At 43.1% G+C, this 14,909-nt stretch carries 16 protein-coding genes and 1 pseudogene; 8 read left to right on the top strand and 9 right to left on the bottom strand.

The window, feature by feature from the left end; translation table 11 throughout:
• The 3 genes and pseudogenes from IM515_RS11270 to IM515_RS11260 all read left to right on the top strand — a co-directional run.
• Positions 1–180, top strand: a pseudogene (locus tag IM515_RS11270) (hypothetical protein); the annotation flags it as partial.
• 57 nt (positions 181–237) lie between these two features.
• Complete coding sequence (tilS, locus tag IM515_RS11265; protein WP_287628401.1) at positions 238–1,212, top strand: tRNA lysidine(34) synthetase TilS; 975 nt, start codon at positions 238–240, stop codon at positions 1,210–1,212.
• Positions 1,213–1,523: 311 nt separating this feature from the next.
• Positions 1,524–3,824, top strand: a complete 2,301-nt coding sequence (locus IM515_RS11260; RefSeq protein WP_287628400.1) for an ATP-dependent helicase — start codon at positions 1,524–1,526, stop codon at positions 3,822–3,824.
• Here the strand turns inward: IM515_RS11260 and IM515_RS11255 are convergent.
• The 4 genes from IM515_RS11255 to IM515_RS11240 form a co-directional block, all read right to left on the bottom strand.
• Complete coding sequence (locus tag IM515_RS11255) at positions 3,789–4,028, bottom strand: DUF6737 family protein (RefSeq protein WP_002736158.1); 240 nt, start codon at positions 4,026–4,028, stop codon at positions 3,789–3,791. The two genes, IM515_RS11260 and IM515_RS11255, sit on opposite strands and share 36 nt — an antisense overlap.
• A 100-nt stretch (positions 4,029–4,128) precedes the next feature.
• Positions 4,129–5,010 (bottom strand): 4-hydroxybenzoate solanesyltransferase, encoded by an 882-nt coding sequence (locus tag IM515_RS11250; RefSeq protein ID WP_287628398.1) that lies wholly within the window; start codon positions 5,008–5,010, stop codon positions 4,129–4,131.
• A gap of 122 nt (positions 5,011–5,132) precedes the next feature.
• The gene (locus tag IM515_RS11245; RefSeq protein ID WP_045356290.1) at positions 5,133–5,630 is read right to left on the bottom strand and encodes a DUF427 domain-containing protein; all 498 of its coding nucleotides are present in this window, start codon (positions 5,628–5,630) and stop codon (positions 5,133–5,135) included.
• A 44-nt stretch (positions 5,631–5,674) separates the two neighbouring features.
• A complete protein-coding gene (locus IM515_RS11240) occupies positions 5,675–6,190 on the bottom strand; it encodes a DUF1499 domain-containing protein (RefSeq protein WP_287628397.1) in 516 nt (171 codons plus the stop codon).
• Positions 6,191–6,260: 70 nt separating this feature from the next.
• Here IM515_RS11240 and IM515_RS11235 point away from each other — a divergent pair, with 70 nt between their 5' ends.
• Entirely contained in the window at positions 6,261–6,464 is a 204-nt protein-coding gene (locus tag IM515_RS11235) for a ssl0294 family protein (protein ID WP_002762986.1), read from the top strand.
• Between the two features lie 73 nt (positions 6,465–6,537).
• Here IM515_RS11235 and IM515_RS11230 read toward each other — a convergent pair whose 3' ends face one another.
• A complete protein-coding gene (locus IM515_RS11230) occupies positions 6,538–7,002 on the bottom strand; it encodes an SRPBCC family protein (RefSeq protein WP_002778570.1) in 465 nt (154 codons plus the stop codon).
• Between the two features lie 460 nt (positions 7,003–7,462).
• Positions 7,463–7,711 carry a hypothetical protein gene (locus IM515_RS11225; protein WP_287628396.1) on the bottom strand — a complete coding sequence of 83 codons (249 nt, stop codon included), beginning with the start codon at positions 7,709–7,711 and terminating at the stop codon, positions 7,463–7,465.
• A gap of 230 nt (positions 7,712–7,941) precedes the next feature.
• Between IM515_RS11225 and IM515_RS11220 the strand changes: the two genes are divergently transcribed.
• Positions 7,942–8,259, top strand: coding sequence for a type II toxin-antitoxin system Phd/YefM family antitoxin (locus tag IM515_RS11220; protein WP_287633185.1), 318 nt, complete (start codon positions 7,942–7,944; stop codon positions 8,257–8,259).
• Positions 8,253–8,519 (top strand): Txe/YoeB family addiction module toxin, encoded by a 267-nt coding sequence (locus tag IM515_RS11215; protein WP_211571604.1) that lies wholly within the window; start codon positions 8,253–8,255, stop codon positions 8,517–8,519. The genes IM515_RS11220 and IM515_RS11215 overlap by 7 nt, the downstream gene beginning before the upstream one ends.
• A 70-nt stretch (positions 8,520–8,589) precedes the next feature.
• Here the strand turns inward: IM515_RS11215 and IM515_RS11210 are convergent, their stop codons facing one another.
• Both IM515_RS11210 and IM515_RS11205 read right to left on the bottom strand, forming a co-directional pair.
• Positions 8,590–10,902, bottom strand: a complete 2,313-nt coding sequence (locus IM515_RS11210; protein WP_287628394.1) for a transglutaminase TgpA family protein — start codon at positions 10,900–10,902, stop codon at positions 8,590–8,592.
• Positions 10,903–10,951: 49 nt separating this feature from the next.
• The gene (locus tag IM515_RS11205; protein WP_287628393.1) at positions 10,952–11,260 is read right to left on the bottom strand and encodes a hypothetical protein; all 309 of its coding nucleotides are present in this window, start codon (positions 11,258–11,260) and stop codon (positions 10,952–10,954) included.
• On the opposite strand from IM515_RS11205, the gene IM515_RS11200 reads away from it, so the two are divergent.
• Positions 11,244–11,981, top strand: a complete 738-nt coding sequence (locus tag IM515_RS11200) for a phycocyanobilin:ferredoxin oxidoreductase (protein WP_287628392.1) — start codon at positions 11,244–11,246, stop codon at positions 11,979–11,981. The genes IM515_RS11205 and IM515_RS11200 overlap by 17 nt on opposite strands.
• 423 nt (positions 11,982–12,404) lie before the next feature.
• Positions 12,405–13,988 carry a photosynthetic/respiratory NAD(P)H-quinone oxidoreductase subunit D1 gene (gene ndhD1 / locus IM515_RS11195; RefSeq protein WP_002768562.1) on the top strand — a complete coding sequence of 528 codons (1,584 nt, stop codon included), beginning with the start codon at positions 12,405–12,407 and terminating at the stop codon, positions 13,986–13,988.
• 72 nt (positions 13,989–14,060) lie between these two features.
• On the opposite strand, the gene IM515_RS11190 is transcribed toward ndhD1, so the two are convergent.
• The gene (locus tag IM515_RS11190; protein WP_002768563.1) at positions 14,061–14,567 is read right to left on the bottom strand and encodes a hypothetical protein; all 507 of its coding nucleotides are present in this window, start codon (positions 14,565–14,567) and stop codon (positions 14,061–14,063) included.
• Positions 14,568–14,909: the final 342 nt, after the last annotated feature.

Raw genomic sequence — 14,909 nt, 5'->3', positions numbered from 1 at the left:
TCAGTTATCAGTTATCAGTTATCAGTTATCAGTTATCAGTTATCAGTTATCAGTTATCAGTTATCAGTTATCAGTTATCAGTTATCAGTTATCAGTTATCAGTTATCAGATTATAGTTTTAAGTGGACAGTGTTAGGTGAAAACTTCGCTAATTTCTTTTCACTGATTACTGTTCACTGATTACTGTTCACTGAAAATACTTCCCACACCCTTGTCAAGTAAATAAATCTAAAAATTTTGGCTAATTTTTGGACACCTCTCCATACTCGTCTGGAAACCACGGTGAAAAAGGGACAATTACTACCTAAAAATGCGTCTCTGTTAGTGGCATTGTCGGCCGGTCAGGATTCCCTCTGTTTAGGTCAATTATTGCTGGATTTGCGCTCTCGTTGGGGTTGGCAACTAGCGATCGCTCATTGTGATCACCGTTGGTCCTGCGACCGAGGATTAGTGGCTCATGTGCAGAAAATCGCCGAAATTTGGCAATTACCTGTTTATATTGCCACCGCACCCCCCATGGCGGAAACGGAAGCCAAAGCACGACAATGGCGTTATCAAGCTTTACAAACAATCGCCCAAGAACAGGGTTTTAATTATCTTCTCACGGCACACACGAGGAGCGATCGAGCGGAAACTTTTCTTTATAATCTCACGCGCGGGGCGGGTAGTGATGGACTTTCTGCCTTAACTTGGTGGACAAGTTTAACCCCGGATATTTTCTTGGTCCGTCCCCTCTTAAATGTTACTCGCGGGGAAACTTTCGCTTTTTGTCAAAGTCGAGAATTACCGATCTGGTACGATCGAGCTAATGAAAATTTACGCTATGCTCGCAATCGTATCCGTCTGGAATTATTACCCTACCTGCAAACTAATTTAAATCCCCAAATTGAAAAACATCTCGCCCAAACTGCTGAAATTTTGGAGGCAGAAAGCGATTATTTAGATAGTATTGCCCGGGATATTTTTCGTCAGGTTATTGATCTAGATCAAAAAAGACTCGATCGCTCCCCTTTACAAATTCTACCTCTAGCGATACAAAGACGAGTGATTCGTTTATTTTTGGCTCAATATTTACCATCATCGCCTAATTTTGCCGAAGTTGAGTCAGTGGTTAATCTCATTACTGGTGTTAATCGCGATGCCACTTCCTCCTTAACCGGCAAAATTCGGGTAGAAGTACAACAAAATTGGCTACATATCAGTGATCAGTGATCAGTGATCAGTGATCAGTTATCAGTTATCAGATTACAGTTTTAAGTGGACAGTGTTAGGTGAAAACTTTCTTTTCACTGATTAAGTGGGTGGGTGGAATTAAATATAAGATGAACGTAGGTTGGGTTGAAGCATGAAACCCAACGCCCTTCGCTACTTTCTTTTCACTGATTACTGCTTACTGTTTACTGTTCACTGAAAAAACCCATCTCCCCATTCTAGTTATCTCTAGCTAACTTTTACAGCAATTGGTTTAAGAAGAAACTAAAATAGTAATAGAATTAAACTAAAAATAAAATTGGCGGGGCATAATGAGCGAAACTAAAGTAATTAATCGAGAAAATTTACTGGTCAATCTCCGGCAACAACTGCGTGCGGGACAACAGGAATTAGCCGATTGGCAAGGGGGAAAAATGGCCATTTCTGCGGTGCCGGGGGCGGGAAAATCCCACAGTTTAGCAGTAGCTGCCGCTATGGTTATTGCTCGTGAGCAACTTCATGCTAAAAAACAGTTAATTATTGTCACCTACACCCGCTCAGCTGTCGCTAGTATTAAAGCTAAAATTAAACAACGCTTGCAAGATTTACAGCTTTCTGCTCAAGGTTTCAGCGTCCAAACTCTGCACGGACTGGCCCTACAATTGGCCCGTCGTTACCCAGAATTATCGGCATTAGACCTCGAATCTTCTACCTTAGTTATTCCGACTCCTAGCCACAGAATTATTAGAAACTCGGTGGAAAAATGGCTAATTGCCGATCCAATTCGTTATCAAAAGTTATTAGAAGGAGTGGAATTTGATGGGGAAGAAACCGAAAGATTACGCCGTCAATCGGTGCTGAGAACCGAAATTTTACCTAGTCTTGCTTATGCGGCCATTCATGAGCTAAAAAGTTCGGGATTATCACCGCAGCAAGTCTGGGAATTAAGCCACTATACCGACGATAATTATCAAATTCTCGCTATGGCTAGTGGTTTGTACCAACAGTATGAAATCCTGATGCGTCAGAAAAACTATATAGATTATGATGACATGATTTTAGGAGCCTTGCGAGTATTAGAGGAAGAAAAAATTCGCCGACAATGGCAAAAATCTGTCTTTGGAGTCTTTGAAGATGAGGCACAGGATTCTAGTCCTCTCCAAGAAAAACTAATTACTATTTTAGCAAAAAATAATGACGAGGAAATACCTAATTTAATTCGCGTCGGCGATCCCAATCAAGCGATTAATTCCACCTTTACCCCCGCCGATCCTGTTTACTTTAATTGGTTTTGTGAAAGTTGTCAAAACGAAGGCAATTTATCGACTATGAACCAAGCAGGTCGCAGCAATACTAAAATTATTGAAGCTGCTAATTTAGTGTTACAATGGGTCGATCGAGATTGGAAACAGGGAAAAGATAATCATAAAGTTACCGAGGCTCCTTTTCGGGTTCAAGCGATTCTTCCCGTCAGTGCTGAAGATCCCCAACCTAATCCAGTTAAGGAGGGAAAAGGATTAGAAATTTATCAACCCGATGACATTTATCAAACAGTAGAATTAATTGAAAAACGTCTAGTTAAATTACTTCAAGAAAACCCTCAACATAATGCCGCTATCCTCGTTAGAGAAAATCGACAAGGACACTTTTTTGCTCAAAAATTCGCCCATTTTTATAAAAGTTATCAAATCAGAATTTTTGAAGCTAATGAGATTGATCGCTTTTCTCAAATTCCCGCCGAAATGCTGAAACTATTAGCTTTTGTCGAACGTCCCCACTCTCCCGATTATCTGAAAGCGGCTTTAGAAGTGCTACAATTTAGGGGTTTAATTACTGCCCAAGACTTAAATCCTTTAGTTACCTATCCCGAACAATTTCTTTATCCCACTCCCCTCGATCCCGAACTGAAATCTAACGAAAAAATCGCCCGTCGTTATTGCTGCAGTTTACTAAAAGCTAGATTAGAATTACCCCATTATCAACTCCTGTCTTTTTTCGCTATGACTCTCCAATATTCCAGTTCAGAATTAGCCACTTTGCAAAAATTAACCGCCCGTATTTATCAGGAAACTGCTGGTAATAGTTCTCTAAAAAATACAATTAACACCCTTAATGAAATTATCGCCTCTGAGCGCTTTGAAGGAGTGGAAGAAGATAACGATGATTGTTATACTCGTCCTGAACAACTGACGATTATTACTATGCACAAAGCCAAGGGTTTAGACTGGGATTATGTTTTTATTCCCTTTCTTCACGAAGATATTATCCCAGGCAAACCTTGGATACCCAATGGGGCGAAATTTTTGGCAGATTTTACCCTCGCAGAAGTGGCACGAGCGCAAATTCGAGCAGCGGTTCATCAACGCTATTTAAACCCCGACAGCATACCAATTATTCCCCCACCTCTAAGCGCTTGGTTAGAAGCTGGACAACTTAAAAAAGCTGAAGAATACCGACTTTTGTATGTAGCGATGACGCGAGCAAAAAGACTTTTATGGATGTCGAGTGAAAAAAAAGCTCCCTTCCGTTGGAACACTTTTCGCGGGGATGAAAGTAGTCAATTACAGGATAAAAATCCCTGTCCTGTCTTTCCTGTTTTAATCAATGCTTTCCCCGATTCTTTCTGTGTTTAACTGTTGCTGCAGCGTCCGCGGATAAAGAATTAGGAAGACAAACCACCAGAGGAGTATGGGAATAGATAGGAGTAGAGTTAACCAGAGACGCTGGGTTAAAAACCAACAGCCGGCAATCAGGGTAATTCCTGTCAACAAAATCGACCAAGGTTGACACCAACGGGGTTTGTGATTCCAAACGTTATCGGATTTCGAGTTAGACATTAGTTAAGGGGCGGTAATTTACTAACTTGATTTTATAGTGATCGAGCTTAAAAAACGCTTGGGAAGACCGAAAGAGTCAAAAATTACTCGATTTACTTATTTAAAAATAACTCCCCGCAATCATAGCCGCTAATAAAATAAAACCGACCCAAACATTTTGACCGAACATTTGACCATAAACTGGTTTAGGTAAATCCGATTGACGTAACAGCCGGTATTGACGCAACCAAGCGATCGCCGCTAGACCCAACCCTAGCCAAAAAAAGGCTGATAACTGCATTTTTTGCCCCTCCCAAGCCAATAAACCCACTGTTAGGGCAAAAAAGACCACCACGGCTTCCGGGGCGTATTTGCCGAAAAATATGGCACTAGAGTTAATACCAACCTTGAGATCATCCTCTCGATCGGACAGAGCATAAATAGTATCAAATGCCAATGTCCAAAAAATCACCGCTCCCCATAATATAAATGTATTGCTATTTAACGACCCGGTGACGGCACTCCAACAGATTAAAACCGCAAAACCCCAAGCGAGAGAAAGAACCAATTGGGGTACAGGAAAAAAACGCTTGGCGAGGGGATAGCAGATAATCAAGGGAACGGCGGCCACACATAGGCAAAAACTCAGTAAATTCAGATATAAAGCTAAAATTGCGGCGCAAAAGAAAGCAATCAGAGCGATAATCAAACCAACCTTGATCGATAAAGCTCTGGCCGCTAAAGGACGGTTACGAGTGCGATCGACCTGTGGATCGATATCGCGATCCCAAAGATCGTTAACCACACAACCGGCGGCGCTAGTGGCCAAAGTTCCCAAAACGATCACCCCGATCAAGGGTAGCGGTGGCACCCCGTCTGCCGCCAAAAATACCGCCCATAAAGCGGGAACCATCAAAATTAACCTACCGGCGGGTTTATCCCAGCGCAAGAGGCGAATAATCGTCATCCAAGTGGGTTCTAGATCGGGTTGGGATATAGTCATAATTTCTCGTAAAAAGTAGAAACTAGGAGTTAAGGGGGAGATGGGGAAGTGGGGAGAAAAAAGCTGCCTTTTGCCTTTCCTAACCAAGAAGTTAATTTTGCACGACTACCTACTTAACGTGATTACCAGCCCCAACTATTGGGAACGCCTTTAAACGGACCAACTACATCGGAGGTTATCCATCCCCCGTAAAAGTTGCCCGGTTGCGGTTGTACTAATTCCCCGTCGGCATAACAAGCGCTCATTTTGGCAGGATAAAAAGCCAGATAATTCTTAATTGCCTGAAACTCTGGTGTCGGGTCCGGATAATACCAAGCGGCGTTAATTGCCTGTTGGTCGCCAACGGTGATATTGTAATATCCCGCTAGACCTTTCCACTCACAAAAAGACTTTTCTGCTGTGGCTTGCAGGTATTCCATTTTAATATCTTGGGGCGGTAGATAATAAACTGGAGGATGACTGGTTTCTAGAACTCGATAACTGCTTTTAGTATCGGCAATTATCACCCCATTAAAGATAATTTTTAGGTGTTTAGGCGATAATTCTAGGCGCGGGGGACGAGGATAATCCCAGACGGATTCCTGTCCTGCTTTTGCTGGTATCGGTTGGGGACGAAACATAATTTTTCTTATCGTATTCTCCGAGTCAGTTCACTGTTCACTGTTTACTGATTACTGATCACTGAAAAGAGTTTTCTCAGGGTTTCCACTCGTTCTCGATTGACATTTAAATCCGATTCTCCTAACCGGGAGGCCGAGCGAACATCGATCGCATTTTTGCTAGGATTGAGAGAAAATTCCAGATCATCGACAAATCCCATCCATTGACTGCTAAATTCGGCGTAGAGATAGTTACTATCTTGGCTAATAATTTTAGTTCTCGGTTGGGAAGCGATAATTTTAGCTAATTGCTCGATCGCTTCTTCGCCGCTACCCTGATAACTAAGGGGTTCGATCGAATGAGCCTGATCCTGACTCTGACTACTAACACAATTAGGGGTGACCGGACAAGGAGCCAGTTTACCCTCCCTGACTCCCAAATAATCGGGACGAGTACCGGCGAATAAACTAACGCTATCGGGAGCAATTAACCTAATTCCTAGCCAGATGAGCAGTATTCCTACGAAAATAAACGGGGTTAGCCGGAAAGATTTTTTCACCGTGTTGGGAGTTTCAGTCATGCTAGTCTTACAGAATCACTTCAATTAACTTAACATTGATAGGTGTGACAATATCAGGAGATAGAATAAGATGTTTCTCGATGAATTACAACCCGTTGTTAAAGAACTGATTCAACAACCGATCGCTTTTTTCGGTGGTTTTGCCTCTGGATTACTGCGCTTGAAACTTTCGGACGATCCCCTCAAAAAATGGTTAGAACAGCAGGGATTAGTCAGTTTTAACGACAATAATCAGGATAACGGCAACGGTCCCCAGTCGATCTCGATCGATTAGGGATCAGGGGTTAGCTGTTGGGGGTGAGGGTATTCTCCCATCCCCAAAACCCCCCGCTTACCACCCCATCAGCTTAACTTGTTGCTGAAAGTAGATAAATTTCCTCGGCTACTCGTTTTAAGCGTCTTAATTGCGCTTCCATATCCTTTTTAGTCCATTTGGCGGCGAATTGCTGGAATCCCCACCCCACAACCGGATTGGGAATCGCAAACTCAAAACGATTGATTAGACAAGTGCCGCCATCATTGGGTTGACATTCCCAGCGATCGCATCCGCGAAAAAAGCCTTCAAATTGCCAGACAATTAACCCCGGTTCCCTCTCAATCACCGTACTTTTCAGCGTTGGCTGAATTAGGGGAATTTGAATCAAAAAACGACTTCTCCCACCGATATCGGTCTTCCAATCCCCGATAGGTTCACAAACTAACACCGGATTCAACCAACGACGCATTAACTCTAAATCCGTGATACAACGCTCCACCGTCGTGGCACTAGCTTTAATCTGAATTGATTGTTCAAATACTTGACAAGATGACATTGATCTGCTTATAAATTACTGGCTGGAATTAAATATAAGATGAACGTAGGTTGGGTTGAAGCATGAAACCCAACGCCTGCATGGGTTACGCTACCGCTAACCCATCCTACAAATAATTGTGCCTCCCTACTTAAATTGCTGGCTGAGAATTATCGGTAGTCGGACAAAAATAAAGTTAACTGTTTAGACAAGGGAACAGGGAACAGGCAACAGTAAGGGTTTTGTACTTCGTTACATTTCTTAACATAGTCTTGTTTATAGCTTTTCTCATCAAGATGAAGTGTAACCTAATTTGCTATGGATGACCGGCGATCGACCCCCCAAAACGAAAACTTCCTACCTCACCATTAAGATAACTGCTCTCAAGCTCACTTTTTCACTAGCTTGACAAATTCTCGAAAACGTTGGCGTAAACTCTCGATATTAACTGATAATAATATTGGTATCGAGAACAAAGCGTCTAGTTATCTTCATTTAAGAGAGATTCTAAAATTTCAGGGGTTAATCCTCTCTCTTGTGCTTTTTCTCCAATAGTATCCATCGTTTTATATAATTTGTCCAGAGATTCTTTTCTAGATAAATTTGAAGATTGAACATAAAAAGCGATTTTTTTCTCTATTTTTTGACGCTCTTCTTCCGTTGCATTCCAATAAGTTTCAGCAACATCTAAAGGGACTTTGATTTGGATTTCTGTTTGATAGTTTGTCATAATTATATTTTCTTAGTTTAGTTAGTAGCGAAGAAATTCAGTCGAAATTAATAGCCTCCCTTTAGCCAGCGTTACAGTTTAGAAGTTTCAGTTACTCTAGCGCATTGTTAAACTGATTGTCAAGTTTAGTTACTCTCAATTTAAGATATGTAATTTACTTTGGTTGCGAAAAACCAGCACCGACAGTATAAGCGACGGGAAAAGATTTTTTTGTAAAGATTGGTTATAGCTTGAGTCAGGTTTGGGTAATTGGCGCTAGGATTATCAGAAGATTTTCTTTCGGCACTGGTAGAAAACAATTAGGAGGATTTATGATCCCGGTTAATGAGGCTCAACAAAAGTTGCAGGATTTGATTGATTCAGTGACTGTTTCCCACGAACCTATTATTATTGAGGGATGCGATGGTAATGCAGTTTTGCTATCTGAAGGGGATTGGAAATCGGTACAAGAAACGTTATATCTCCTCTCAATTCCGGGGATGCGAGAATCCATTCGGGAGGGACTGGCAACGCCGGTTGAAGAATGTGCTGAGGAGCTAGAATGGTAAGGTGGAAATTGGTTTACACCAAACAGGCGCAGAAAGACGCTAAGAAGCTTAATTCTAGTCATTTAAAAAATAAAGCACAGATGTTGCTTGACATTCTTCAGGTGAATCCATTCCAAAATCCCCCGCCTTACGAAAAGTTAGTGGGAGATTTGAATGGTGTGTACTCTCGGCGAATAAGCATTCAGCATCGTCTTGTGTACGAAGTTATTCAATCTGAGGGTATAGTTAAAATCCTGCGGATGTGGACACATTATGAGTAGCGTTAAGACATCGTTAAATCTAGGGTTTGCTGAAAAACTTTTTCGGCAAACCCTAACTATAGGCTCAAGCTCACTTTTTCACCAACTTGACAAATTCTCGAAAACGTTGGCGTAAACTCTCGATATTAGCCGATTTACCGCCATAACGCCAATCAACGTAGGCGCGAGCAATCTCCTCGATAATATTCGCCACTGGCGGCGGTTGGACGCGGCGGGCGGCGGCGGCGTATTCTAAAGGGGTTTGAGCGGGATGTTTACCATAACCGGCTTCTGTTAAGATTCCTAACATTTGCTGGTATAAACGCTCGATTGGTGGTAGTTTTGCCAACTTGCGACCCCGACGCCAACGATGGAACTGTCCCCATCCTAACCAACCAGCGTAAGCGAAGACGACCCCCACTAAACCGCCGAGAATTCCCCCTAAAAGACTGCTGGAAATAAAGCGCCATAACCATGCCAATAACTTACCGATAGTAACGATAACATTTTCCCAAATCAGACCGAGAAAACCCGTTACTGGAGAGGGCAACCATCCGGCTACCCATTGCCAAAATTGCTTGAGGACGCTAAAAGGTTCCACTTCCTCAAAGGATGGGGGAATTAATTCGTGGCCCGGGATAGGATCGAAAGTGTACCAACCGTAACCTGGAAAAAACACCTCTGTGATGGCGTAAGCGTCCGTATTTTGGACAACATAAAAGCCAGTGAAAGGATTAAACTGGCCAGGAGCAAAACCGGTGGCTAATCGGGCAGGAATACCGATCGAGCGTAACATAATCGTTAACACGGTGGAAAAATGATCGGCGTAACCCCCCTGAAAACGAAACAAAAAGGCCGAGACTAAATCCTCATTTTCGGCTAAAAAGGGCAAATCGGTTTTTAATTCATAGTTTTGCTTTAATGCTTGGGCCAAATATAGGGCCTTCTCGTAGGGAGAGGTTAACGGTGTGGGAGATTTTGCCAGCAATTCCTCGGTTTTTCGGCGGACTTTCGGGGCAATTTCGGCAGGAATTTGTAAATAATACTTGAGAATAGCCTTCGGGTAAGTTTCTGGGGCCGATCGCAGTTGGCTGCGATTGCGTTCCGGCACTTGTGAGATTACAGTATAAGTTAGCCCTTCTGCTAATCCTCCCGGCGACCTTAAGCTATTTTCTCGGTCCAGAGATACCTGTCGAGTGGGAAAAAAGAGAAACTGGGGCGAAGTAAGAGCAGGGATAATATTCGGTAAACTAGAGACAATGCTGTAGGTTTGGACTACCTGATGGGTTTTTGCTTGGGTTGCGGGTAGTGGCACAAAAAAGCGATAGGACCAACTACTGCGATTTAAATCCTCTACTTCCTGATCTCGCGAGATTTGCCACCCTTGACCAGTATAGCGATCAAAGGCCATGGCGCGCCAGAATCCGGGGGCTTGAGAACGTACCCGCATGACTATTTCTGGAGTCATACTTCCCCGCAAATTTTGGTTCATTTGGCTGTTAAAACCGTAATAAAAGGTAGTATCTAGCTGTCCTGACCCTGTAGTGGGACTATTCCCGCCATTTACGCCACCATTCCCCGTTTCACCCTCGCGCACATAGCCGGGGTTAACGATTTGTCTGTCTCCCTGTTCAAAATCCTGATTTTCCATACCTGCTGGACTATTGACGGGAAAAGATTGAATTTGATAACCCGGAAAACGCGGCATCAGAGCAAAAATTGTCAATCCCAAGAGGAGAATTGTCAGAAAGAAAATTCCGAAACGTTTGGGAGAAAGGGGAGAATTTTGCAGAGAAACTAATTTTTTTGTGGCTAGATGCGGGGATTTCCTTGGGAAGAAAGGGAGACTCTGATTGAGATTATCTAAACCTAAACGAGAACGATAGTCTAAAACTAGGGTAGGTAGGGATAAAAGCAGAAAGAGGATTAACCAAGGCGCAAAAGCAAGGGTTTGAGAGATTGTCCCGGCGACTCCCAAGAGAATTAAACCGATTACCATAGAATAACCTAAATCTTTGCGTCGGGGCAGGTCAAAACTATGGAGAATTTGCAATTGAATTAATAATTGTGTTAGAGCAATGCGACTATCCTGCATCGCAACGATATTACCCAAGAATAGCGCCAACACTACCAACATTCCGATCGCTATACAGAATTTTGCCCCAATATTGCGCTTTTTCCTGCGTCGCCAACTCCAGATTCCGCCGATAATACTGAGAGGAACCGCCCAAAGACTGGTATAACTATCGGTAGCCACATCGGTGGCGATAATACCCACGATTACTAAAGCTTGCACCAGAATTCTTAAAATAATCGATTCCTCGGTTTCTGGCAAGGGAGAAGATTCTATCTTTTGCCAGAGGGTTTTTAAGGAAGGTCTTGGACGAGCAGCGCTGCTAACCATAGGGTAAATTGGGAGAAGGATAAAGAAGTTAATTTTATATTTCCCAGTTCTAATCTCGATCGCTCCATGAAGTAAAGTGGATTTTAGATGTCAGGAGATAGGGAGATGGGGAGATGGGGAGATGGGGAGATAGGGAGATGGGGAGATGGGGAGATAGGGAGATAGGGAGATGGGGAGATAGGGAGATAGGGAGATGGGGAGATGGGGAGATGGGGAGATAGGGAGATAGGGAGATGGGGAGATAGGGAGATAGGGAGAAAAAAGCTGATGACTGATGACTGATAACTAATGACTGATAACTGATAACTGATAACTGATAACTGATAACTGATAACTGACCTATGATAGCCGTTACCAATCCTGAAATTTTACCGTTGCTTCATCCCCTGATTGGACAATTAGCCACAGCAATTTTGTCCCACTGGGAAAATTATCTTGATTTGTCGCCCTTTGAGTTGCCGGAAGGTTTAGGCTATGTGGAGGGACGTTTAGAAGGGGAAAAATTAATTATCGAGAATCGCTGCTATCAAACTCCCCAGTTCCGCAAAATGCACCTAGAACTGGCTAAACTGGGCAATGGTTTGGATATCCTTCACTGTGTCATGTTCCCCCGTCCAGAATATCCGCTGCCGATGTTCGGATGTGATATAGTCTCCGGCAAAGCGGGAATCAGTGCCGCTATTGTGGATCTTTCTCCCACCAGTGGCGATAAAACCCTCTCTAGTGCCTATAATCAAGCTTTAGCGGCTTTACCTGCGGCTAATTTCGCCCAGGCTCGTGATTTGCCCCCTTGGGGTCATATTTTCTCCCAATATTGTCTGTTTATTCGTCCCGAAACCGCCGCCGAGGAACGACAATTTTTACAAAGAGTAACAGATTTCTTGACAATTCACTGCAAATGTGCTAGGGAAAGTCAGCCTCTTTCTGGGGAAGAAGCGCGTATTTATTTACAGGGACAACGGGATTATTGTAGTCAACAGCAAAAAAACGATAAAACTCGGCGTGTACTAGAAAAAGCCTTTGGGTGGGAATGGGCAGAGCTTTATATGACGGGGGTTCTCTTTGATATGCCCGATTAAACTGAACTATCCCTTTCCCCCTTGCTCCTAGGGTTGATTCATCGTGGTTGATTCATCGTCGGGTTGATTCATCGTCGGGTTGATTCATCGTGGTTGATTCATCGTCGGGTTGATTCATGAATCAACCCTACCTTCAATGGAGCCGACAATTTTTAACACCTACCTCTCATTTAGAGATTTTCTGCAACCTCATCGCTATTTTTCCCATTTTTGAACTCTCAAACCCTAATTAGGCTGGAAGTCTCTTGAAACTTAACAATATTAACAGACAAGGACGGGAGAATAATTGCTAGATTGAGTTAGGTGCAGTCAAATGTAACCGCGAGAACAAGCGAAAAAAAGGCGGTTTTGCTAGGTAAAACCGCCAAAAAGCCTTAGCTTAATTTCTCGATTCTGACGATTAAATAAATATTAAAACAGCCGATGAATCTAACGAACTTTCCTTGGTTAACTGCCATCATCCTTTTTCCCATCGTCGCCGCTTTATTGGTTCCCATAATTCCCGATAAAGACGGTAAAACCGTGAGATGGTTTGCTCTGACGGTGGGATTAATCGACTTTGCCCTAATTATCTACGCTTTCTATAGCAGTTACGATTTCGCTAATCCCAATCTGCAATTAGTGGAAAGTTACCAATGGTTGCCCGAAATTGACCTAAGATGGTCTTTAGGAGCCGATGGCCTCTCCATGCCTCTGATTATCTTAACGGGATTTATTACCACTCTAGCTATCTTAGCGGCTTGGCCGGTGACTTTTAAACCGAAACTATTCTACTTCCTGATGCTGTTGATGTACGGGGGACAGATTGCGGTGTTCGCCGTACAGGATCTGTTACTGTTCTTCCTCGTCTGGGAATTAGAATTAGTCCCCGTCTATCTAATCCTCTCTATTTGGGGCGGTAAACGTCGTCTCTACGCAGCCACCAAATTTATCCTTTACACCGCCGGAGGCTCCCTCTTCATCCTTGTAGCGGCGCTGACGATGGCTTTTTATGGCGATACCGTCTCCTTTGACATGGTGACTATTGCCGGCAAGGATTTTCCCCTGAAACTGCAATTATTCCTCTACGCTGGTTTTCTGATTGCCTACGGGGTAAAACTGCCGATTTTCCCCCTTCATACTTGGCTACCGGATGCCCACGGCGAAGCCACTGCCCCCGCCCATATGTTACTAGCGGGAATTTTGCTTAAAATGGGTGGTTATGCGCTCCTACGCATGAATATGGGGATGTTACCCGATGCTCACGCCGTTTTCGCCCCCGTTTTGGTGATTTTAGGGGTAGTTAATATTATCTACGCCGCCTTAACCTCCTTTGCCCAACGCAATCTTAAGCGCAAAATTGCCTATTCTTCCATCTCTCACATGGGATTTGTCCTGATTGGTATGGCTTCCTTTACCGATATTGGTACAAGTGGGGCGATGTTACAGATGATTTCCCACGGACTGATTGGGGCGAGTTTATTCTTTATGGTCGGTTGTACCTACGATCGCACCCATACCCTGATGTTAGACGAGATGGGCGGTGTCGGCAAGAAAATGAAGAAAGTTTTTGCCATGTGGACTACCTGTTCCCTCGCTTCCCTCGCTTTGCCTGGGATGAGCGGTTTTGTGGCGGAATTAATGGTATTTATCGGTTTTGCCACCAGTGATGCCTATAGTCCCACTTTCCGGGTTATTATCGTCTTTTTAGCGGCTATCGGTGTCATTCTCACCCCGATTTATCTCTTGTCCATGTTGCGAGAAATTCTCTACGGGCCGGAAAATAAGGAATTAGAAGAACACCATGCCCTAGTGGACGCGGAACCCCGGGAAGTCTTTATCATCGCTTCTCTATTAGTGCCAATTATCGGTATTGGACTCTATCCCAAAGTAGCCACGACAATTTACGATGCTACTACCAATAAATTAACCGCCCTAGCGCGTAATTCCGTCCCCAGTTTAGTGCAACAGGCAAAGGCAAAAACCCCTAGTTTCTCCCTTTATTCCCTAAAAGCTCCCGAAATTTAAATGTAGGGTGGGTTAGGCGACAACAAGTTAAGCAGTTAACCAATAATTAAAAATTCGCCGTAACCCACCACATTATTGATCAAGAGAGGACTTATCAGGAATAAGTAGCTTTAACAGAAACAATATCTGACTTATTTCGGAACGCATAGCTCTGATCTCACCTTCAATCACATCAAAGCGTTTTGATATTGAATTCTTGTCATAATCAATAGGCATCGAGTCTTGAGTAGATAGATTGTTGAGTTTATTAGCAAGAGCTGCCCAACTATTAGCTTTTAATCCAAAATAATACTTAGCTTCATTTAGCGTTCTAAACTGCTGCTTAAGAGTATCAACAGTGAAGTTGATTGTCTGATAAACGCAAGCTTGGTTGTCTAGATCTTCCTCAACCATATCAACAACCTCACGAATAAGTTGATCGTGATTTTCACTAATCTGAGCGGCGGCTCCTAGTATACGAGAGGTCGCTTTAATCTGCAATTCAGTATCTTGTTGAAGCTGATCGGCAATTTTACGAACTTGTTCCCCCAATGTGCCTTTACGCTTTGGCTCTAGAGCAGGTGTTAACTCTTGACTCATGAAAAATCTCCTTTATTCCTGGACTTCCCCCGTATAAACATACTAGCTATGGCTAAAAGTCTTACAGAGCCTGAGTTCAAGCAATACAATACCAATGAACTACTTGACACAAAATCCTGAAGTTCTTACGCAGATAGGGTTTGAGGCAAAAATTTTCAAATTTGACCTTTAGACCATTATAGCTTGTTTCGGGGCAGAAAATCAGCAAAAACATGGCTACAGAGGGAATCCCTTACTCTAGAGATTAATGACACTATCTGTTAAAATCAGGTTAGCGATCACTATACAGCCAACTCTACGGAATCGCTCTACTCCAGATACAGTCAACGGTACAGCCATTTT

The sequence above is a fragment of the Microcystis sp. M44BS1 genome (genome assembly GCF_020244875.1).
Classification (GTDB): Bacteria; Cyanobacteriota; Cyanobacteriia; order Cyanobacteriales; family Microcystaceae; genus Microcystis; species Microcystis panniformis.
The sequence above is the reverse complement of the archived record's forward strand: the minus strand, read 5'-3'. Positions and strand labels throughout refer to the sequence as shown.

Bases quoted from the DNA above. Each gene is read 5' to 3' on its own strand.
- IM515_RS11200 (WP_287628392.1), top strand. From the start codon at position 11,244: ATGATAGCCGTTACCAATCCTGAAATTTTACCGTTGCTTCATCCCCTG.
- IM515_RS11260 (WP_287628400.1), top strand. From the start codon at position 1,524: ATGAGCGAAACTAAAGTAATTAATCGAGAAAATTTACTGGTCAATCTC.
- IM515_RS11210 (WP_287628394.1), bottom strand. From the start codon at position 10,902: ATGGTTAGCAGCGCTGCTCGTCCAAGACCTTCCTTAAAAACCCTCTGG.
- IM515_RS11245 (WP_045356290.1), bottom strand. From the start codon at position 5,630: ATGTTTCGTCCCCAACCGATACCAGCAAAAGCAGGACAGGAATCCGTC.
- IM515_RS11250 (WP_287628398.1), bottom strand. From the start codon at position 5,010: ATGACTATATCCCAACCCGATCTAGAACCCACTTGGATGACGATTATT.
- IM515_RS11215 (WP_211571604.1), top strand. From the start codon at position 8,253: ATGGTAAGGTGGAAATTGGTTTACACCAAACAGGCGCAGAAAGACGCT.
- IM515_RS11235 (WP_002762986.1), top strand. From the start codon at position 6,261: ATGTTTCTCGATGAATTACAACCCGTTGTTAAAGAACTGATTCAACAA.
- IM515_RS11240 (WP_287628397.1), bottom strand. From the start codon at position 6,190: ATGACTGAAACTCCCAACACGGTGAAAAAATCTTTCCGGCTAACCCCG.
- IM515_RS11190 (WP_002768563.1), bottom strand. From the start codon at position 14,567: ATGAGTCAAGAGTTAACACCTGCTCTAGAGCCAAAGCGTAAAGGCACA.
- IM515_RS11225 (WP_287628396.1), bottom strand. From the start codon at position 7,711: ATGACAAACTATCAAACAGAAATCCAAATCAAAGTCCCTTTAGATGTT.
- IM515_RS11255 (WP_002736158.1), bottom strand. From the start codon at position 4,028: ATGTCTAACTCGAAATCCGATAACGTTTGGAATCACAAACCCCGTTGG.
- ndhD1 (WP_002768562.1), top strand. From the start codon at position 12,405: ATGAATCTAACGAACTTTCCTTGGTTAACTGCCATCATCCTTTTTCCC.
- IM515_RS11230 (WP_002778570.1), bottom strand. From the start codon at position 7,002: ATGTCATCTTGTCAAGTATTTGAACAATCAATTCAGATTAAAGCTAGT.